This window comes from Bradyrhizobium sp. CCBAU 25338 (assembly GCF_028128965.1).
Classification (GTDB): Bacteria; Pseudomonadota; Alphaproteobacteria; order Rhizobiales; family Xanthobacteraceae; genus Bradyrhizobium; species Bradyrhizobium liaoningense.
In genome coordinates this window covers 784,372-802,594 of sequence record NZ_LFKY01000002.1, presented here as the reverse complement: position 1 = coordinate 802,594, position 18,223 = coordinate 784,372, and the positions used below count along the sequence as shown (strand labels likewise).

Annotated in this window: 19 protein-coding genes; 4 read left to right on the top strand and 15 right to left on the bottom strand. The window is 65.2% G+C overall.

Annotated elements, in window-relative coordinates:
- Positions 1–265: 265 nt before the first annotated feature.
- The 8 genes from ACM42_RS05145 to ACM42_RS05110 all read right to left on the bottom strand — a co-directional run bounded on the left by ACM42_RS05145 (position 266) and on the right by ACM42_RS05110 (position 7,633).
- Positions 266–466 (bottom strand): hypothetical protein, encoded by a 201-nt coding sequence (locus tag ACM42_RS05145; RefSeq protein ID WP_271526898.1) that lies wholly within the window; start codon positions 464–466, stop codon positions 266–268.
- A gap of 294 nt (positions 467–760) precedes the next feature.
- Positions 761–2,902: a flagellar biosynthesis protein FlhA gene (flhA, locus tag ACM42_RS05140; protein WP_271526897.1), complete on the bottom strand. Its 2,142-nt coding sequence runs from the start codon at positions 2,900–2,902 to the stop codon at positions 761–763.
- A gap of 338 nt (positions 2,903–3,240) precedes the next feature.
- Entirely contained in the window at positions 3,241–3,543 is a 303-nt protein-coding gene (locus ACM42_RS05135) for a copper-binding protein (RefSeq protein WP_271526896.1), read from the bottom strand.
- A gap of 15 nt (positions 3,544–3,558) precedes the next feature.
- Positions 3,559–4,014: a cupredoxin domain-containing protein gene (locus ACM42_RS05130; RefSeq protein WP_271526970.1), complete on the bottom strand. Its 456-nt coding sequence runs from the start codon at positions 4,012–4,014 to the stop codon at positions 3,559–3,561.
- A gap of 32 nt (positions 4,015–4,046) precedes the next feature.
- The gene (locus tag ACM42_RS05125; RefSeq protein WP_271526895.1) at positions 4,047–5,384 is read right to left on the bottom strand and encodes a copper oxidase; all 1,338 of its coding nucleotides are present in this window, start codon (positions 5,382–5,384) and stop codon (positions 4,047–4,049) included.
- A 13-nt stretch (positions 5,385–5,397) separates the two neighbouring features.
- The gene (locus tag ACM42_RS05120; RefSeq protein WP_271526894.1) at positions 5,398–6,822 is read right to left on the bottom strand and encodes a TolC family protein; all 1,425 of its coding nucleotides are present in this window, start codon (positions 6,820–6,822) and stop codon (positions 5,398–5,400) included.
- 9 nt (positions 6,823–6,831) lie between these two features.
- Positions 6,832–7,116, bottom strand: coding sequence for a hypothetical protein (locus tag ACM42_RS05115; RefSeq protein WP_271526893.1), 285 nt, complete (start codon positions 7,114–7,116; stop codon positions 6,832–6,834).
- A 73-nt stretch (positions 7,117–7,189) separates the two neighbouring features.
- Positions 7,190–7,633, bottom strand: a complete 444-nt coding sequence (locus tag ACM42_RS05110) for a hypothetical protein (RefSeq protein WP_271526892.1) — start codon at positions 7,631–7,633, stop codon at positions 7,190–7,192.
- 151 nt (positions 7,634–7,784) lie between these two features.
- On the opposite strand from ACM42_RS05110, the gene ACM42_RS05105 reads away from it, so the two are divergent.
- Positions 7,785–9,050, top strand: a complete 1,266-nt coding sequence (locus tag ACM42_RS05105) for an MFS transporter (protein ID WP_271526891.1) — start codon at positions 7,785–7,787, stop codon at positions 9,048–9,050.
- A gap of 95 nt (positions 9,051–9,145) precedes the next feature.
- Here ACM42_RS05105 and cydX read toward each other — a convergent pair whose 3' ends face one another.
- The 5 genes from cydX to ACM42_RS05080 all read right to left on the bottom strand — a co-directional run bounded on the left by cydX (position 9,146) and on the right by ACM42_RS05080 (position 13,134).
- A complete protein-coding gene (gene cydX, locus ACM42_RS05100; RefSeq protein ID WP_035677896.1) occupies positions 9,146–9,271 on the bottom strand; it encodes a cytochrome bd-I oxidase subunit CydX in 126 nt (41 codons plus the stop codon).
- 12 nt (positions 9,272–9,283) lie between these two features.
- On the bottom strand, positions 9,284–10,426 hold the full coding sequence (gene cydB, locus ACM42_RS05095; protein WP_271526890.1) for a cytochrome d ubiquinol oxidase subunit II: 1,143 nt from the start codon (positions 10,424–10,426) through the stop codon (positions 9,284–9,286).
- A 13-nt stretch (positions 10,427–10,439) separates the two neighbouring features.
- On the bottom strand, positions 10,440–11,996 hold the full coding sequence (locus ACM42_RS05090; RefSeq protein WP_271526889.1) for a cytochrome ubiquinol oxidase subunit I: 1,557 nt from the start codon (positions 11,994–11,996) through the stop codon (positions 10,440–10,442).
- A gap of 179 nt (positions 11,997–12,175) precedes the next feature.
- Complete coding sequence (locus ACM42_RS05085) at positions 12,176–12,316, bottom strand: hypothetical protein (protein ID WP_271526888.1); 141 nt, start codon at positions 12,314–12,316, stop codon at positions 12,176–12,178.
- Between the two features lie 158 nt (positions 12,317–12,474).
- Positions 12,475–13,134 carry a TetR/AcrR family transcriptional regulator gene (locus ACM42_RS05080; RefSeq protein ID WP_271526969.1) on the bottom strand — a complete coding sequence of 220 codons (660 nt, stop codon included), beginning with the start codon at positions 13,132–13,134 and terminating at the stop codon, positions 12,475–12,477.
- A gap of 251 nt (positions 13,135–13,385) precedes the next feature.
- Here ACM42_RS05080 and ACM42_RS05075 point away from each other — a divergent pair, with 251 nt between their 5' ends.
- From ACM42_RS05075 to ACM42_RS05065, 3 genes are read left to right on the top strand one after another with little or no spacing between them, the layout of a single operon-like run.
- Positions 13,386–13,883, top strand: a complete 498-nt coding sequence (locus ACM42_RS05075) for a (2Fe-2S)-binding protein (RefSeq protein WP_271526887.1) — start codon at positions 13,386–13,388, stop codon at positions 13,881–13,883.
- Positions 13,880–14,935, top strand: a complete 1,056-nt coding sequence (locus ACM42_RS05070; protein ID WP_271526886.1) for an FAD binding domain-containing protein — start codon at positions 13,880–13,882, stop codon at positions 14,933–14,935. Before ACM42_RS05075 ends, ACM42_RS05070 begins: the two co-directional genes overlap by 4 nt.
- On the top strand, positions 14,928–17,189 hold the full coding sequence (locus ACM42_RS05065; RefSeq protein ID WP_271526885.1) for a xanthine dehydrogenase family protein molybdopterin-binding subunit: 2,262 nt from the start codon (positions 14,928–14,930) through the stop codon (positions 17,187–17,189). The genes ACM42_RS05070 and ACM42_RS05065 overlap by 8 nt, the downstream gene beginning before the upstream one ends.
- A 42-nt stretch (positions 17,190–17,231) precedes the next feature.
- Here the strand turns inward: ACM42_RS05065 and ACM42_RS05060 are convergent, their stop codons facing one another.
- Both ACM42_RS05060 and ACM42_RS05055 read right to left on the bottom strand, forming a co-directional pair.
- Positions 17,232–17,384 (bottom strand): hypothetical protein, encoded by a 153-nt coding sequence (locus ACM42_RS05060; RefSeq protein ID WP_271526884.1) that lies wholly within the window; start codon positions 17,382–17,384, stop codon positions 17,232–17,234.
- 186 nt (positions 17,385–17,570) lie between these two features.
- Positions 17,571–18,119 (bottom strand): cupin domain-containing protein, encoded by a 549-nt coding sequence (locus ACM42_RS05055; RefSeq protein ID WP_028180135.1) that lies wholly within the window; start codon positions 18,117–18,119, stop codon positions 17,571–17,573.
- Between the last annotated feature and the right edge of the window lie 104 nt (positions 18,120–18,223).

Sequence of the window (18,223 nt, the reverse complement as noted above, 5' to 3'; positions counted from 1 at the left end):
GGACGATCCAGTATTCCAGAGACAGGGAGGGATGCGGAAGGGGCGCGGCGCACTGGATTCCCCGCCTTCGCGGGGAATGACAGCCGTATTGGTCGAGGAATGTCCGAGCTTCAAGTGCGTGTACGCATGCCCAGACGTGAGAAAGCGCCCGTGGGGGGCGGGCGCTTTCTGTAGTCGACTTGGGGTTGGGGTCGTCTACATATCCACGTGGCGACTTTGGGGGGCTGGTAAAGGGCCGCGTGAATTCCTGAAACTCTAGATCTCCTTATCGAACAAGGGATGCGTCCGAACTGGTGACAACGACCGGCTTGCCGGCCTTGATGACGCGGGCGGTCTGGGTCAAACCTTCATCCGAACCCGAGCGCGCCGTAATGCCGAGGCCTGCCACCGCGATCCCCGCGACGAGGGCCACGACCACGACTTTCAAGTGGGTCGAGCGATCAGCGCTGTAGATCGAGTGGTTCATGGAAGCCTCCTGCCGCCATCTACCCGAAGTAGTCGCCAGCCCGTTCGGGCAGGTTCATGCTTCCGATGCCCAACAACCTAGTATTGGGGGGATTCGTTCCCAAGGGGCGGTCACAAGAGCGTGACAGGACGTGAAAGATCGCGATCAGCAAGGATCCCGGATCGCGCGATTATATAATTAATTCAATGGTATGGCGCGATGGTTGAGCGCCTTTGCCGCATTTGGTTGACAAGGCGCCAGGAACTCAAAAACCATTTGCCTGTGGCTGAAAAACACACGGCTTCTTAAGGCAAATCAGATGCTTCCGACCGTTTTCAGCCTCGCCCTGGGGTGGATTTCTGCCTGCGACAGCACGGTCGTCTGGGCTCGGAACCGCTCCACCAGGGACCGGACGAACGGACGAATTGCCGCAGAGGTGACCAGCACCGGTGCTTCGCCCTCGCGGGCGGCGCGCTCGAACGCCTCGCGCACGGCGGTCATGAACTCCGACAGTTTCGAGGGCTGCATCGCGAGGCTGCGCTCCTCGCCCTGGCCGATGATGGATTCGGCAAAGGCCTGCTCCCACCGTGCCGACAGCGCGATCAGCGGCAGATACCCGTTGTAGGAGGTGTTCTGAGCGCAGATCTGCCGCGCCAGACGCGCGCGGACGTGCTCGACCATGGTGGTGGGGTTGCGCGAGAAGGCGAGCGAATCGGCGATGCCTTCGAGGATGGTCGAGAGGTCGCGGATCGAGATGCGTTCGGCGAGCAGCAGTTGCAGCACGCGCTGGATGCCGGAGACCGTGACCTGTCCGGGAACGATGTCCTTGACCAGCTCGCTCTGCTCCTTCGGCAGCTCCTTGAGAAGCTTCTGCACCTCGCCATAGGAGAGCAGGTCCGACATGTTGGCCTTGAGCAACTCAGTGAGGTGGGTCGAGAGCACGGTCGCGGCGTCGACCACCGTGTAGCCCTTGAGAGAGGCTTCCTCCTTGAGGCTGGCGTCGACCCAGGTCGCGGGCAGGCCGAAGGTCGGCTCGGTGGTGTGGATGCCGGGCACCTGCACCTGGCCGCCGCCGGGATCCATGACCATGAACTGGTTGGGCCAGATCTTGCCGGTGCCGGCGTCGACCTCCTTGATCTTGATGATGTAGGTGTTGGCCTCGAGCTGGACGTTGTCGAGGATGCGCACTGCCGGCATCACGAAACCCATCTCGATCGCGAGCGAACGGCGCAGCGCCTTGATCTGCTCGGTGAGGCGATCGGTGCCGTCGGGACCGTTGACCAGCGGCAGCAGCGCATAGCCGAGCTCGATCTTGAGGTCGTCGATCTTGAGCGCGGCCGAGATCGGCTCTTCGGTCGCAGCGGCCCCGGGGGCACCGGGCTGACCTGCCGCGGGCGCGGCCTTGGCGGCTTCCTCGGCCTTGGCGGTGACCCGGTTGCGGTTGCGGGCGTTCCAGGCCAGCGCGCCGGCGCCGGCGCCGAGCGCCAGGAACGGGAGGGTCGGAATGCCCGGCAGGGCCGCCAGCACCAGCATCACTGCCGAGGACATCGCCAGCGCCTGCGGATAGCCGGAGAATTGCTTCATCAGCGCCTTGTCGGCGGCGCCGGACACGCCGGCCTTGGAGACGAGCAGGCCGGCCGCGGTGGAGACAATCAACGCCGGCACCTGGGTGACGAGGCCGTCACCCACGGTCAGCAGCGTGTAGGTGCGGCCGGCGTCAGCAAAGGACATGCCCTGCTGCGCCACGCCGATGATCATGCCGCCGACGACGTTGATGAAGACGACCAGGAGGCCGGCGATGGCGTCACCGCGGACGAATTTGGAGGCACCGTCCATGGCGCCGAAGAAGCCGCTCTCGTCCTCCAGCTCCTTGCGCCGTTCCTTGGCGACCTTCTCGTCGATCAGCCCGGCAGAGAGGTCGGCGTCGATCGCCATCTGCTTGCCGGGCATGGCATCGAGGTGGAAGCGCGCGGCGACTTCGGCGATGCGGCCCGAACCCTTGGTGATGACGACGAAGTTGACGATGATCAGGATGGCGAAAACGATGATGCCGATGACGAAATTCCCGCCCATCACGAAGCTGCCGAAGGCCTCGATGACGTGACCGGCGGCGGCCGTGCCCTCGTGCCCGTGCGACAGGATCAGGCGGGTCGAGGCCATGTTGAGCGACAGGCGCAGCATGGTCGAGATCAGCAGGACGGTCGGGAAGGCGGAGAATTCGAGCGGCGCCTGGATGAACAGGGACGTCATCAGGATCAGGATCGAGAGCGTGATCGAGATCGCCAGGAACAGGTCCAGCACGACCGCGGGCAGGGGGAGGATCAGCACCACCAGGATGGTGAGGACGCCGAGCGCCAGCGCGATGTCGCCGCGCTTGAGGATGTTGACGATCTCGTTGAGGGAGGGGATGCCGGGCTTCGCGCTGCCTACGCCCTGTCCCGCCGTGACGTCGACCATGGTAGCTGCCTCCCCGCGCGACTGCCGTCCGCGCGCCCCAAACGTCTGCGCGGCGGCCGATGGGCCGCCGTTCCGAAAGTGAGGCACCGCACTGGCGTCCACGGGAGCTCCCGTTCTACGCGGCTGACGACACTCGACTTCACCCGGCAATTCTTGCCGGGTGTATGGTTAGCAAAGGGTTAACGGAGGGAGGGAAGGGGGCGGGCGGGGTGTTTCGGTCCCCCAGGCTGTCATTCCGGGGCGCCCGAAGGGCGAACCCGGAATCCATCGGGCCGCGGGTGGTGTGGGGAAATGGATTCCGGGCTCGCGCCAAGGGGCGCGCCCCGGAATGACAGAGCCTACTTCGCCTTCTGGATCTTGGTGACGGTATACCCCGACGCCGCCTCCTCGGCCTCGAAGGTCACCTTGTCGCCGACCTTCACCTGCTTGAGCATCGCTGCGTCCTTGACGCGATAGACCATGGTCATGGGCTCCTCCATGCCGAGGCTCTTCGCCGGTCCGTGCTTGAGCGTGATCTTGCCGGCGCCTTCGTCGATCTTCTTCACCTCGCCGCTGATCGCGGCGCCCTCGGCTGCGAGGGTCGCGGTCGCAAGGCCGGCAGCCAGCGCGAGCGCAGCGGTGATACGGATGATGCGGTTCATGGGAGTCTCCATTGCTCACTTCACGGTGACGTGGCCGACCATGCCGTAGTCGCGATGGTCGGGAATGAGGCACGAATATTCGAACGTGCCGGTCTTGCTGAATTTCCAGAGGATCTCGGCCGTCTTGTTCGGCGCCAGCCGGACGCCGTTGGGATCGTCGTGCTCCATGTGCGGGTGCTTCTTCATCTCCACCGCGTGCGCGAGATTTTCCTTCGGTGTGGCGAGCAGGAATTCGTGGTCCTCCTTGCCGACGTTGCGCAGCACGAAGCGGATCTGCTCGCCGCGCTTGACCTCGATCCGGGCGGGCGCGTAGTCCATCTCGTTCATCAGAATCTCGATCGTGCGGGCGGGCTTTTTCGGATCGCCGGGTTCGCCGGCGGAAAAGTTTCCGTGCCCGTGCTTGTCGTGGGCAAAGGCCGGCGCGGTCGAAAGCGCAGCCAGCGCGAGGCCGAGGCTGATAGTGGTCTTCATCGTGGTCTCCGGTTGGTCGTTCATCGAAACGCTCACATCTTCATGTTCTTCATCGGCGGGCTGCCTGGTTTTTGCCGGGCAGGCTCTGCGGCCGGCGCCGTGACCTCGTAGGCGACGGTGCCTTGCGGGAATTTGTACGGGCCGGGATCGCGGTAATCGTCGTGCGCGAGGTCCTCGCGGATCTTCATCACGGTGAACATGCCGCCCATCTCGATCGGCCCGAACTGGCCGGTGCCGGTCATCATCGGGAGCGTGTTGTCGGGGGCGGGCATCTCCATGTTGCCCATCGCCATGCCGGTCGAGCCCATGGCCATGCCGTCAGGCGCAAGCTTGCCGACGGCCCTGGCGAGGTCCTTGCGCGACACGCCGATGAGGTTGCGCACAGCGTGTCCCATCGCGTTCATGGTGTGGTGCGACTTGTGGCAGTGGAACGCCCAGTCGCCGGGATTGTCGGCGAGCACGTCGAACACCCTGACAGCGCCGACTGGCACGTCGGTGGTCGTCTCCGGGATCTGTGCGCTCTCCGGTATCCAGCCGCCGTCGGTGCAGGTGACTGCAAAGCTGTGGCCATGCAGATGGATCGGATGGTTGGTCATGCTGAGATTGCCGATGCGCACGCGCACCTTGTCGCCGAGCCTGACCGGCAGCGGATCGATGCCGGGAAATACCCGCGCATTCCAGGTCCACATGTTGAAGTCGGTCATCTCGTTGACATGCGGCAGATATGTGCCGGGGTCGACGCGATAGGTGCTCATCACGAAGACGAAGTCGCGGTCGACGGGCCGGAAGCCTTGGTCGCGCGGATGCACGACGACCATGCCCATCATGCCCATTGCCATCTGCACCATCTCGTCGGAATGCGGGTGGTACATGAAGGTCCCGCTCTTCTTCATCTCGAACTCGTAGACGAAGGTCTTTCCCGGCTGGATGTGCGGCTGGTTCAATCCGCCGACGCCGTCCATGCCGCTCGGAATGATCATGCCGTGCCAGTGCACGGTGGTGTATTCGGGCAGCCTGTTGGTGACGAAGATGCGGAGCTTGTCGCCCTCGACGGCTTCGATGGTCGGGCCCGGCGATTGCCCGTTGTAGCCCCACAAATTCACCTTCATGCCTTCGGCGAATTCGCGCACCACGGGTTCGGCGACGAGATGGAATTCCTTCCAGTCGCCGTTCATGCGGAACGGCAGCGACCAGCCGTTCAGCGTGACCACCGGGCGATAGTCCGGGCCGCTGGTCGGATGCAGCGGCGGCTGCATCACCACCTTGTCCATGGTGGGTGCTTCCGGAATCGAAGCGGCCTGGACGCGGCCGCTGACGGCCGACGCGCTGGCAAGCGCGGCGGTCCCCAGGAATCCTCGGCGGGAAAACATGCTGGCCTCCATCTCAGTGGCCGCCGCCGGCAGGCGCTGCCGCGGCGATGGTGGTTGGATTGTCGCCGCCGGCCGTCGGCAACCCGCCGCCGTTGACGGCAGTCTGCAAATCGGCCTGGGCGAGAAAGAATCGTTGCCTGGCGTCGATCGCGCCGCGCAGCGACGCCAAACGCTGTCGTGCCTCGGTGAGCAGCGCGAAAATGTCGACCTGCATGCTGGAGAAGCGCAGCTGCATCTCCTCGGTGATGATCTTCCGCAAGGGGATGATCTCGCGCTGGTAATGGCCTGCGATGTCGTAGGTGGAGCGATAGACACGATAGGCATCGCGCGCCTCGGAGCGCACATTCACGGCGCGCTCGGTCAGGCGGTTGAAGGCGAGATTGTAGGTCTCGGCGGCCTGCCGTACCCGCACCTCGCCGCCGTCGAAGATCGGGATCTGGAACTGCACGTCGAAGCCGCGTTCGCGGAACGGCGGCCCTTCCGGATCCTGGGTGCGGCGGGAGATGCCGGCGAGATCGAGCAGTGTCACGAAGCGCGTCGCCTCGGTGAGGTTCAGGGCCTTCGCCAGCGCGGCCAGCTCCAGCCGTGCGATCTGCAGGTCGATGCGGTGCGCCACGGCATCGGCCTCGATCGAGGGCAACGCTTGCGGCCGACGCGGCAGCGCCGGCAGTCGATCAGGCAGACGGAAGTCGAGACCGTCGTCCCACAGGCCCATCAGGCGCGCCAGCCTTTCGCGCGCGCTGGTTGCCATCTGCCGCGCCGTTGCGAGGTCGGCGGTGGTTTCGGCGTAAAACACCTGCTCGCGGGCTTGGTCGAGCTTGTTGAGCGAGCCGGTTTCGCCGAGCTTGACCGCGAGCTGTGCGGTCGATTCCGCCGTGGCCTTCGCGTCGGTCAGCAGCGCCACCATCTCGTTGCCGGCGACAGTGCGGACATAGGCGCGGCGGACGTCGGCCGCGAGCCGCAGCGTCGCCAGGGCAGCGCGCAGCTGCGCTCCGCGGAAACGGTCGCGGGCGATGTCGGAGCGGAACGGCAGGGTGGCCAGCGCGAGAATGTCGCCGACCACCTGGCGCTCGATCTCGCTGGCGCCGTTGCCCGATATCCGCGAGATCGCGAACACGGGATTGGGCGGCAGGCTCTGCTCGACGAGATCGGTCTCGGCCAGCGCCAGCTCGTTGTAGGCGGCTTGCAATCCCTTGTTGTTGAGCAGTGCGATCTGTACGGCGGCGTCCGCGCTCAGCGTCCGCGACAACAGCTGGCGAACGCGCGCGTCGACCGCGTCGGCGCCCTCGGCCGTTCGCACGAAGGCGACGTCCTTGTTGATGGTCTGGCTTGTCAGATCCGCGACTGCGATCATCCCGCTGTCGGGCGAGAACGCGGCGCAGCCGGAGACGCTGAGCGCAATGAGGACGAGCAGGCCCCGCGCAAGATGGCGTGTCATGGCGCGCTCCTACCTGTCTTGCTTCGGCTGCGGCGTCACCGCGTCATTGCGGCCACGCCATGGCGCCGGCGTCGCAGGGCGCAGGCTGGTATAGGGCGCAATGGTCGAGCGATAGCCGATGTGCGCCACCTTCGCCGCCGGATCGGCGGGATCGGCGCTGGCGACTCGTGTCGTTGCCGGCATGCAGCCGGACAGCGCCAGCGCAGCAAAGGCCAGCAGCAGCCCATTGAATCGGCACTGTCGTCCACCGACCGCAGATGCGGCGGCGGACTTCGCCCCGGAAAGCGTAAACATGTCTCATCCCTGATCTGGAGACCACAGGTTCGCGCGCGCAAGAGCGCGCTCGGCCCGAAATCGTCGCGTCAGATCAGGCGATGGGGGGGCGGTAGTGCACGGGCGGCGCCGCGCTGTGCAGGCTGGCCACGAGCTCGGGCGCGCAGGCGGAGACGGGCAGCAGCGGCGTGGCGACGCCGGGCAGATCGGCCGGCAGCGCGCTCACGCACATCATGGCGCAGCACGGTCCCACCGTTCCCTTGTCGCCGTGATGATGCGGAGCCGGCGCGTCCTGCGCGGCCGTCTGGTGGTGAGCGTGGGTTCCCGCGTGTTCGTGCGAGGCATCGCCATGCAGATGGCTGGTCGGCATCTGGTGATGCGCCGGCACGGGACCTGCGAGGAGTACATCGTCAAGGCACGGAGCAGGGCCATTGCCCCAGGCAAGCGCCGCAGCGGGCGCGAGCACGCAGAACAGGTAGGCGAGGGCGATGATCCGCCCCACCCTGATCCGCATCGATCGCGTCAATCGCAGCAACATCCCGCCGGCATGCTCTCCGCGCGGCAAAGGTGCACACGCCGATTGCAAATTAGTGGCAAATTGCGCGGTCGCCAAGCTCCTTCTTACCGCAGTGCACCGCGCATGCCCAATATCGCGCCAGAATGCTTGACCCTGTGGCGATCCGCGGGCCATGTTCCGGCCCGTGCACGCACCAAATCATCCAGGACAAACACCGGCCTCCTTCACCCCTGATTCCCGTCAGGCCTGGATGCGGCTGATCATTGCGCTCCTGATCGGCTCGATCGGCGCCGTCGGCATGTGGGCGGTCGTGGTCGTGATTCCCGTGGTGCAGGCCGAATTCGGCGCCACGCGCGGCGCAGTGTCGCTGGCTTTCACCCTCATGATGTTCGGCTTCGGGCTTGGCGGCGTGATCGCCGGCAAGATCACCGACCGGTTCGGCATCGTGCCGGCCATGGCGATCAGCATCGCTTTTCTCGGCGTCGCCAACGTGCTCGCGGGCCTGTCGAGCCAGCTCTGGCAGTTCGTGGCGGCTTACTTCCTCATCGGGCTCGGCACCGCGGCGACCTTCGCGCCGCTCATGGCCGAAGCCTCGCACTGGTTCGAGCGCTACCGCGGACTTGCCGTGACCATCGTCGCCAGCGGCAATTATGTCGCCGGCACGATGTGGCCGCCGGTCGTGAGCTGGGGCACGCAGGAGATCGGCTGGCGCTACACCCATATCGGCATCGGCATGGTCTGCGCCAGCACGATGACGCTTCTGGTCCTCGTCCTGCGCGCACAGATGGGCAACGACAAGGTCCGCGATCATGCCAACGCACCGCCGCCGCGGGTCGATCTCAAGTTGTCGACCAACACGCTGACGGTGCTGCTTTCGATCGCGTCCATCGCCTGCTGCGTGGCGATGGCGATGCCGCAGGTGCATATCGTCGCCTATTGCGGCGATCTCGGCTATGGCGTGGCGCGCGGGGCCGAGATGCTGTCCTTGATGATGGCCTGCGGCATCGTCAGCCGGATCGGCTCCGGCTATCTCGCTGACAAGATCGGCGGCATCCGCACGCTGCTGGTCGGGTCGCTGGCGCAGGGTTTTGCGCTGGTGTTCTATCTGTTCTTCGACAGCCTGACCTCGCTGTATCTGATCTCCGCGATGTTCGGCCTGTTCCAGGGCGGCATCGTGCCGAGCTACGCCATCATCGTGCGTGAGGCGATGCCGGCGAGCGAGGCGGCGACGCGCGTCGGCATCGTGATCTTTGCGTCCGTGTTCGGCATGTCCTTCGGCGGCTGGGTGTCGGGCGTCATCTTCGATGCCACCGGATCCTACGCCGCGGCGTTCGCGAACGGCGTGGCGTGGAATGCGCTGAACATCGGCATCGTCGTGCTGCTGCTGATCCGCTCGCGGATGAGCGCGACGAAGACCGGTCCCGGTTTCGCGACCTAGGCCTTCCGTCCCAAACGTTGCCGGCTGCGTCGATCGGAGCCGCCGGCGCGAAAGTTCGACGAACCCGCACGGACGGCTGCGTGCGGGTGTCCGCTTCAGTTATGGTGTCCGGTGTCGGTATCGCCGAGTTCCCGCTGCGTGTTGGCCTCGAACCACAGCGCATTGAGGATGGCGAAGGTCCCTGCGAAGGCGACACCGAGAATCCACGAGAAGTACCACATTGTCGTCTCCAGCTAGTACACCGTCGAATGCGTCTCGTCCTTGACGAACGCTTCGTTGATCGGTCCGCGCAGCACGCTATAGACCCAGGCGGTGTAGAGCATGATCACGGGCAGGAAGATCACCGTTGCTGCGAGCATGATCCGCAGCGTCAGGAGACTCGACGACGTGTCCCAGACGGTGAGGCTGGCACTGGGATCGAGCGACGACGGCAGCATGAACGGAAACAGCGAAAGGCCGGCCGTCGCGATGATGGCGGCAATGCCGAGGCCGCTGGCCAGAAGTGCGAGACCGGCGCGCTGCTTGCCGAGCAGCAGGGCTGAAGCGGCCAGCATCAGGATGGCCACGATCGGGGCCGCCTTCGTCCATAGGAACAGTCGATAGTTGACGAGCCAGGCACCGGCCTCCTTCGTAACCGTCTTCAGCAACGGGTTGGACGGGCCGTCATGGGGAATGGGCTGAGCGATCGAATAGCCTTCGATGCCATAGGCCACCCAGATGCCGGCGACGATGAACAGCGCGATAGCTGCCAATGCGGCCATCCGCCCGATGCGCATGCCCCGCGCGACCAGCGGACCTTCGGCCTTGAGCGCCAGGTAGTTGGCACCGTGCAGGGTGAGCATGGCGACGCTGACCAGCCCGCAAACCAGCGCGAACGGATTGAGCAGGCCCAGCAAGGTGCCTTCGTAGGTCATTCGCAGCGTGTCGTCGAAGCGGAAGGGAACGCCGACGATGACGTTGCCGAATGCGACGCCGAAGATGAGCGCTGGCACCAGGCCCGCGACGAAGAACGCGACATCCCAGGTTGAGCGCCATCGCACGTCGTCGAGCTTGCTGCGGAACTTGAACGCGACCGGACGCAGGATCAGCGCAGCGAGCACCAGGAACATCGCGAGATAGAACCCTGAGAAAGCCGTGGCATAGAGCAACGGCCAGGCCGCGAAAATGGCGCCGCCGCCGAGGATCAACCAGACCTGGTTACCCTCCCAGACGGGGCCGACCGTGTTGATGACGATGCGGCGCTCGACGTCCGACTTGGCCACGAAGGGAAGCAGGATCGCCACGCCGAAGTCGAAGCCGTCCATGACGGCAATGCCGATCAAGAGAATCCCGAGCAGTGCCCACCAGATCAGTCGCATGGTTTCGTAGTCGAACATGACGGTGCTCCTCCTATTCGGCAGCGGCAAGACGAACGGTCGGCTCGGTGCGGGGCCCCTGGGGCCCGGCCTTGGCCGTCTTCACCATCAGAAAGATGTCGACGACCGCGAGGGTCGAATAGAACACCACGAAGCCAATCAGGGTGGTCCAGACGTTGGCGGCCGAAAGGTTGGACACAGCCAGAAAAGTCGGAAGCACGCCCTCGATGACCCACGGCTGCCGTCCCACCTCGGCGACGATCCAGCCCAGCTCTGCCGCTATCCAGGGCAGCGGCAGACTGAGCAGCGCCGCCCAAAGGAAGAGGCGGTATCGATCGAGCTGCCGTTTGCTGGCGAGCACGAAGGCAACCGCGAACAGGGCGATGAAATAGAAGCCGAGCCCGACCATGAAGCGGAAGCTCCAGAACAGCGGAGACACCGCCGGGACGGTGCTCCATGCCGCCTTCGCGATCTCCTCCGGCGTCGCATTGCGGACGTCGGGGCGGATCTTCTTGAGCAGCAGGGCGTGGCCGAGATCCGCCGCCGTCGCATCCAGACGGGCCTTCTCGGTTGAGCTGGATGGATCGGCACGGAGCTTCTCGAGCGCGTCGTAGGCGATGAGGCCGTTCTTGATCCGTTGCTCGGCATGCGCGACGAGCTCCTTGATGCCCGGCACCTCCTTGTCCAGGGATCGCGTCGCGATCAATCCGAGCACCCAGGGGATCTTCACCTCATATTCGGTGGTGTGCTTTTCGAGATTGGGGAATCCGAACAGCGTAAAGGATGCCGGCGCGGGCTCCGTCTCCCACATCGCCTCGATCGCCGCGATCTTCATCTTCTGGTTTTCGCCGGCCGTGTATCCGCTCTCGTCGCCGAGAACGACGACGGACAGGGCGGAGGCAAGGCCGAAGCTGGCCGCCACGGTCATCGAGCGCTTGGCGAACTCGACATGTCGTCCCTTGAGCAGGTAGTAGGCCGAAATCGAGAGCACGAGCATCGATCCGGTCACGTAGCCGGCGCTGACGGTATGAACGAACTTGGCCTGTGCGACCGGGTTGAACAGCACTTCCATGAAGCTCGTCACTTCCATTCGCATGGTCGCCGGATTGAACTCGGCGCCGACCGGATACTGCATCCAGCCGTTGGCGATCAGGATCCACAATGCCGAAATGTTCGAGCCGAGCGCGACGAGCCAAGTGACGGTGAGATGCTGCAGGGCTGTCAGCTTCTCCCATCCGAAGAAGAAAAGACCGATGAAGGTGGCTTCGAGGAAGAAGGCCATCAGCCCTTCGATTGCGAGCGGGGCTCCGAAGATGTCGCCGACATAGTGACTGTAATAGGCCCAGTTCATGCCAAACTGGAATTCCATGGTGATGCCGGTGGCAACACCCATCGCGAAGTTGATCCCGAACAGGAGGCCCCAGAACTTCGTCATCTCCTTCCAGATCGCGCGTCCGGTCATCACGTAGACGCTCTCCATCACTCCGAGCAGGATCGAAAGTCCGAGCGTCAGGGGAACGAAAAGGAAATGATACAGCGCGGTCAGGCCGAATTGCAGCCGTGAAAGCGACACGACGTCCAGCGATGTCATTGCGTGCGTCCTTGATTGGCGGAGTTCGTGGGGTCGAGAAACTGGCGGTCGAGTGCGCTGGCGTCGACCCGAGGGCGCTTGCTCGGCGCGAACACGAAAATCGCGGCTCCAAGGATGACTGCGATCTTGATCGTGAGTACGATCGTAAGGCTACGTCTCAGACCGGATGCGGCCATGAGTCATTCGTCCAGCTTGAAGTACGCATGGCTTTGGTCCATGCGGCCGACCACGGTGGAAGATCCAAGCGGGGTCCATTTCAAAGAGACCGATAGATCTCCTGAGGTGGGCGTCGCTTGATCGAGCGCAAAACGCTTCTTCACGTCGGTGTGAGACACTCGTGCGAGGAGATGCGCGGCTCAACAGGACAAATTGTCCAACTAAAGCGCGATGCGATTAGGATGAATCGTCATCGCGCTTCAGGTTGTTGTTTAAGCATGATCTTTTCGGAAAACCGCTGTGCACTTTTCCGGATCATGCTTTAGCGCTTGCGATTCGATTTGCGGCCGGCCTTCTTGGCTGGCGGAGGCCGAGAGCCGGCCGCGCGCGCCTTGGTCTTGGCACTGGGCTGCATCCGCAGACCGTCGACGAACACGTCGAGCATCCGCAGCACCGAGGATTGCCAGCCGGGCTGGTCGTGCATGTAGCACATGCCGACGAGCGCCCGCAGCAGGTCCTCGGGGCTGATATCTCCGCGCATCTGGCCCGCCGCGACCGCGCGGTCGAGCAACGAGCCGATCGCCTTGGTCAGCCGGTCCATGGAGAAAGCCGCGAGCTCGGACGAGCTCTGGAACGTCAGCGCCAGCGCGGCCGACATGCCTTTCTTGGTGGCGACGAATTCGACATTGGAGCGCAGCCAGCGACGCAGCGCGTCCACCGGGTCCTTGGCGTACTTCAACTGCTCGGCAAGCTCGCTGAGCTGCTCGACTTCGCGCCGATAGACTGCCTCGAACAGATCCTCGCGCGTCGGAAAATGCCGGTAGAGCGTACCGATGCCGACGCCGGCGCGTTTGGCCACGGCCTCCAGGCTTGCCTCGGGACCGCCCGCGCTGAACACCACCTTGGCCGCTTCGAGCACGCGCTCGCGATTGCGCACGGCATCGGCGCGGGGCTTGCGGGTGTGGTCGGTGTGGTCGTCCATGCCGGCAATGTAGATCACGAATTGGTTAGATTGAACCCTTGTTGAACCTTAACGGGCTGCATCGCGTTGGTGGCGCAGGGGCTTTTGACAGATTCCAAATATTTGCGGCGACCCTTGTTAAACGGAGGGTGCCTCCGTATCTTCGCTCAAGCGTCGGCCTGCATCCGTGTTCGGGCGACGCGGTATCGACGGCGGCCACGGAGGTGGCGCGCTGCACGATGATTCATGTCCATATCTGATCGGAGCCTTGTATGAACCACTCCATCAGCCTCACCGTGAACGGTGCGCGGCGCGAATTCGTCCTCGACGATCCGCGCGTCACGCTGCTCGATCTCCTGCGTGAGCGCCTCCATCTGACCGGAACCAAGAAGGGATGCGACCGCGGCCAGTGCGGCGCCTGCACCATCCTCGTTGACGGCAAGCGCATCAATTCCTGCCTCGCGCTCGCCATCAGCCACGACGGCGCCGACATCCTCACCATCGAAGGCGTCGCGCGCGGCGACCAGCTTCATCCCGTGCAGGCCGCCTTCATCGCCCATGACGGTTTTCAATGCGGCTTCTGCACGCCCGGCCAGATCATGAGCGCCATCGGCATGATGAGCGAGGCGCAGGCCGGCAACGATCCCGAACGCATCCGCGAATGCATGAGCGGCAATCTCTGCCGCTGTGGCGCCTATGCCGGCATCGTCGATGCGGTGCTGGAGGCGCAAGGACATATGGACGAATCCAATCAGAGGCGCTCCGCATGAAGCCGTTCGATTATGTCAGGCCCGCCACGGTCGCAGAGGCCGTTGCCGCCGCCGCTCTGCCGGGCGCTGTTTTTCTTGCCGCCGGCACCAACCTGCTCGACCTCATGAAAGGCGGCGTCAGCCGTCCGGACCGGTTGGTCGACGTCACGCATCTCGACGGGCTCGATCAAATCGAGACCCTCGCCGACGGGTCATTGCGCATCGGTGCGCTGGTGAGCAACGCCGATCTCGCGCACTATGCGGACTTTGCAAGATCCTATCCCGCCGTCGCCGAGGCCCTGCTCTCCGGCGCGTCGGCTCAGTTGCGCAATGCCGCAACCGTCGGCGGCAATCTGCTGCAGCGGACACGCTGCGCGTATTTCTACGACACCGCCAGCCGCTGCAACAAGCGCGAGGCCGGTAGCGGCTGCGACGCCCGCGGCGGCGAGAACCGCAGCCATGCCGTGCTCGGCTGGAGCGAGAACTGCATCGCCACGCATCCGTCCGACTTCGGCGTGCCGCTGGTCGCGCTCGACGCCGTCCTCGAGATCGAGGGCAGGGGCGGCCGGCGTGAGATCGCGCTGGATCAACTGCATCGCCTGCCCGACGATACGCCCGAGCGTGACTCCGTGCTTGAACCCGGAGACCTCATCGTCGCCGTGCGTCTGCCGCCCGCCGCGCGCGGCTTTGCCGCGCACGCGCGCTATCTCAAGGTCCGCGAGCGCACGTCCTATGCTTTCGCCGTGGTATCGGCCGCAGCTGCGCTGCGGATCGAGAACGGCAAGATCGCGGAGGCGCGGCTTGCGCTCGGCGGCGTCGCCGCAAAACCCTGGCGTGCTCGTGCCGCGGAGGACGTGCTCAGGAACGTTGCGCCCACGGCAGACGCGTTCCAGGAGGCGGCCTGGCGGGCGCTCGCCGACGCAAAACCGTCCGGCGACAATGCCTTCAAGATCGAGCTCGCGCGCCGCATCGTCGTGCGCGCGCTGCTGCTCGCCGCCGCCGGTACGCCTGCGCGTATCCCCGCGCTGCCGGCCTCTCCCTTTGCCGCGACTTCCGGAGCCATCCATGCCTGAGCTCAACCTGACCAGCGCGCCCGCCCATCTGCGGCACGGCTCGAATATCGGCCAGCCGCTGACCCGTCGTGACGGCGTCCTCAAGGTCACGGGGCGGGCGACCTATGCCGCCGACAACCATCCGCCCGGGATGCTGTTCGCGGTGGTGGCCGTCTCGAGTGTTGCGCGGGGCCGCGTGGCCTCGCTCGACGTCGCCGCCGCAAAGCGCCATCCCGGCGTCGTCGACGTCATGACGCCGGACCACAAGCCGGAGCTCGCGATCGATCCGGAGATCAAGACCAATCCGTTCGTGTTCCGGATGGAAGCGTTGCAGAGCAACGAAGTCCGTTACGCCAACCAGCCCATCGCGGTCGTGATCGCGGAAACGCTGGAGGCCGCAACGGAAGGCGCGGCGCTGCTGGCGCCTCGCTACGAGACCCTGCCTCCGCTGGTCGGCCTCGATGCCGGCGAGAGCTTCGTGCCGCCGGTCGTTGGTGTCGGTAACCCCGCGGAGCATCACCACGGCGATATCGAGGCGGGGCTCGCCTCAGCCGCGAAGCTGATCGACGCGACTTACGAGACGCCGCCGCAATATCACAACGCGATGGAGCCGCATGCGATCGTGGTTCAATGGGATGGCGACAGGCTGTCCGTGGACATGCCGACTCAAGGTCTGATGCTGTCGCTGGCGCGCATTGCCGAACTGTTCGGCATCGCGCACGACAAGATCCACATTCGCAGTCCCTTCCTCGGGGGCGGCTTCGGCTCCAAGGGGCTGATGGGCGGTCCGCCGGTTCTCGGTATCATGGCGGCGAAGCTGGTGGGCAAGCCGGTCAAGCTCGTGCTGCGCCGCGAGCAGATGTACGGCCCGGTCGGCCATCGCGCGCCGACGCGCCAGCGCCTGCGCATCGGCGCCGATGGCGAGGGGCGTCTGACCGCGCTCGATCACCATGCGCGGACCGTGTCGAGCACCTTCGACGATTTCTACGAGCCCGCCGCCGATGCGTCGCACACGCTCTATGCGGCGCCCGCGATTCGCACCTCGCATGACGCCGTGCGCGTCAACACCGGCACGCCGCTGTTCATGCGCGCGCCGGGCGAAGCGACGGGTTCGATCGCGCTCGAGAGCGCGATCGACGAGATGGCCTGGGCCTGCGGCATGGATCCGCTGGCCTTCCGCCTGAAGAACTACGCCGAGGTCGAGCCGATCACCGGCAAGCCGTTCTCTTCAAAAGCGCTGCGGGCCTGTTACGAGCAGGGCGCGGCGCGCTTCGGATGGGCGAAGCGGTCGCTCCAGCCGCGGCAGATGCGCGACGATGCCGGCCTGCTGGTCGGCTGGGGCATGGGCACGGCGACTTTCCCGGCGCTGATGTTCCAGGCCGAAGCGCGGGCGGCGATCCGCCGCGACGGTTCCGGCGTGATGGAGATCGGCGCGCACGACATGGGGCAGGGCGCCTGGACGGCGCTCGCCCAGATCGCGGCCGACGGTCTCGGCCTCGATGTCGACCGCGTCGAGTTCAAGGCGGGGACATCCGACCTGCCGGATGCCGGCATCGCCGGTGGCTCAGCGCACACGGCCACCGCCGGTGCCGCGATCCACAGTGCCGGAGCGGCCGTGATTGCCAGGCTTGCCGATCTCGCCACCAATGACGAACGCTCGCCGCTGTTCGGCGCCGGCAATGCCGGCGTGATCGCGCGCGATGGCAGGCTGATCCGGCGCGACGACGAGAGCCGCGGCGAGAGCTATTCCGAGATCCTCGCGCGCGCCGGCGTCGCCGAGGTCGAGGCGCGCGGCACCGGCGCGCCGAACCCTGCCGCGATGGAGGAATATGCGATGCACGCCCACGGCGCGGTGTTCGCGGAAGTGAAGGTCGATCCCGATCTCGGCCAGGTCCGCATCACCCGCATGGTCGGCGCGTTCGCGGCCGGGCGCATCGTCAATCCTCGCATGGTTCAGAGCCAGCTGTTCGGCGGCATGATCTGGGGCATGTCGTTCGCGCTGCACGAGGAGGCCATCACCGACCGGCGCAGCGGACGGATCATGAACGCCAATCTCGGCGAGTACCACATCCCGGTGAATGCCGACGTGCCGCCACTCGACGTGATCACGGTCGAGGAGCACGATCCGCATGTGAATGCGCTCGGCATCAAGGGCGTCGGCGAGATCGGTATCACCGGCAGCGCCGGCGCGGTCGCCAACGCGGTCTGGCACGCGACCGGCGTGCGCGTTCGCCGCTTTCCGATCCGGATCGAGGAGTTGCTGACGCAGCGTTGAGACAAAAGGCGGGGCGAGATCCTCTCGCTCCGCCGCGTCTCGTTAATGCAGCTTTTTCCGGAGCGCCTTGAGCGCCTCTCGCTGCTCCTCGATGTATTCGGCGATGGCCTTGCGCAGCTCGCGCGAATGGAGCTTGTCGGCGTCGCGCTGGACTTCGTCGAGCGCGGCTTCTGCATTGGCGAGCGTGATCTTCATCTGCGAGCCTTGTTACGAAGCGGCCCCGGTGTGCCTGGGACTCCGGGCGATAACCTCAGCACCTCTTGCGCCAGGCTGCTCGGCTATGGTTCGCAATATATAGCGGTGCGGCTCCGGGAAATTGAGATGGCTCAAGCTCCGTAAGAAACCGGTGACCCCGTAGGAGTCCGGATATTTTACCGCGCTTCAAAACGTCGGCGGCGTGCAGGCCGAGATCACTTCGCAGGGCTTGCCGCCGACGCAGCGGAAGCGATGCGGCCGGCGGCTCTCGAAATAATAGGCATCGCCCGGGTTGAGGATGCGGCGCTCGTCCTCGACGGTGACCTCGAGCTTGCCCGAGATCACGATGCCGCCTTCCTCGCCCTCATGGACGAGGTGGACGCGGCCGGTGTCGCTGCCCGGTTCGTAGCGTTCCTTCAGGATCTGCAGGCTGCGGCCGAACAGATTGTCGCCGACCTGCCGATAGGAGATCGGCTTCTTGCCGACCTCAGTCAGTTCTTCGGCACGGTAGAAGATCTTGCGCCTCGATTCCGGCTCCAGCGCGAAGAACTCGGCGAGCCCCATCGGGATGCCGTCGAGGATGCGCTTGAGCGCCCCGACCGAGGGGTTCATCTGGTTGGATTCGATCAGCGAGATCGTCGAATTGGTGACGCCGGCGCGCTTGGCGAGTTCGCGCTGCGACAGCTTGTGGCGCGCCCGGATGAATCGCAGTCGTCCACCGATGTCGACGCTCATGCCCCTGGCCCCTGTTGCAGGTGTTGCGGATCGCGTAAATATGGACCGGAGGGACCAGTCAAATCAATGGCTTGCAGGTTGCCAGAAAAGGACTTGTTGCGGTT

Coding starts and splice junctions, on each gene's coding strand:
- ACM42_RS05145 (WP_271526898.1), bottom strand. CDS start 466: ATGAACCACTCGATCTACAGCGCTGATCGCTCGACCCACTTGAAAGTC.
- flhA (WP_271526897.1), bottom strand. CDS start 2,902: ATGGTCGACGTCACGGCGGGACAGGGCGTAGGCAGCGCGAAGCCCGGC.
- ACM42_RS05135 (WP_271526896.1), bottom strand. CDS start 3,543: ATGAACCGCATCATCCGTATCACCGCTGCGCTCGCGCTGGCTGCCGGC.
- ACM42_RS05130 (WP_271526970.1), bottom strand. CDS start 4,014: ATGAAGACCACTATCAGCCTCGGCCTCGCGCTGGCTGCGCTTTCGACC.
- ACM42_RS05125 (WP_271526895.1), bottom strand. CDS start 5,384: ATGTTTTCCCGCCGAGGATTCCTGGGGACCGCCGCGCTTGCCAGCGCG.
- ACM42_RS05120 (WP_271526894.1), bottom strand. CDS start 6,822: ATGACACGCCATCTTGCGCGGGGCCTGCTCGTCCTCATTGCGCTCAGC.
- ACM42_RS05115 (WP_271526893.1), bottom strand. CDS start 7,116: ATGTTTACGCTTTCCGGGGCGAAGTCCGCCGCCGCATCTGCGGTCGGT.
- ACM42_RS05110 (WP_271526892.1), bottom strand. CDS start 7,633: ATGTTGCTGCGATTGACGCGATCGATGCGGATCAGGGTGGGGCGGATC.
- ACM42_RS05105 (WP_271526891.1), top strand. CDS start 7,785: ATGTTCCGGCCCGTGCACGCACCAAATCATCCAGGACAAACACCGGCC.
- cydX (WP_035677896.1), bottom strand. CDS start 9,271: ATGTGGTACTTCTCGTGGATTCTCGGTGTCGCCTTCGCAGGGACCTTC.
- cydB (WP_271526890.1), bottom strand. CDS start 10,426: ATGTTCGACTACGAAACCATGCGACTGATCTGGTGGGCACTGCTCGGG.
- ACM42_RS05090 (WP_271526889.1), bottom strand. CDS start 11,996: ATGACATCGCTGGACGTCGTGTCGCTTTCACGGCTGCAATTCGGCCTG.
- ACM42_RS05080 (WP_271526969.1), bottom strand. CDS start 13,134: ATGGACGACCACACCGACCACACCCGCAAGCCCCGCGCCGATGCCGTG.
- ACM42_RS05075 (WP_271526887.1), top strand. CDS start 13,386: ATGAACCACTCCATCAGCCTCACCGTGAACGGTGCGCGGCGCGAATTC.
- ACM42_RS05070 (WP_271526886.1), top strand. CDS start 13,880: ATGAAGCCGTTCGATTATGTCAGGCCCGCCACGGTCGCAGAGGCCGTT.
- ACM42_RS05065 (WP_271526885.1), top strand. CDS start 14,928: ATGCCTGAGCTCAACCTGACCAGCGCGCCCGCCCATCTGCGGCACGGC.
- ACM42_RS05060 (WP_271526884.1), bottom strand. CDS start 17,384: ATGAAGATCACGCTCGCCAATGCAGAAGCCGCGCTCGACGAAGTCCAG.
- ACM42_RS05055 (WP_028180135.1), bottom strand. CDS start 18,119: ATGAGCGTCGACATCGGTGGACGACTGCGATTCATCCGGGCGCGCCAC.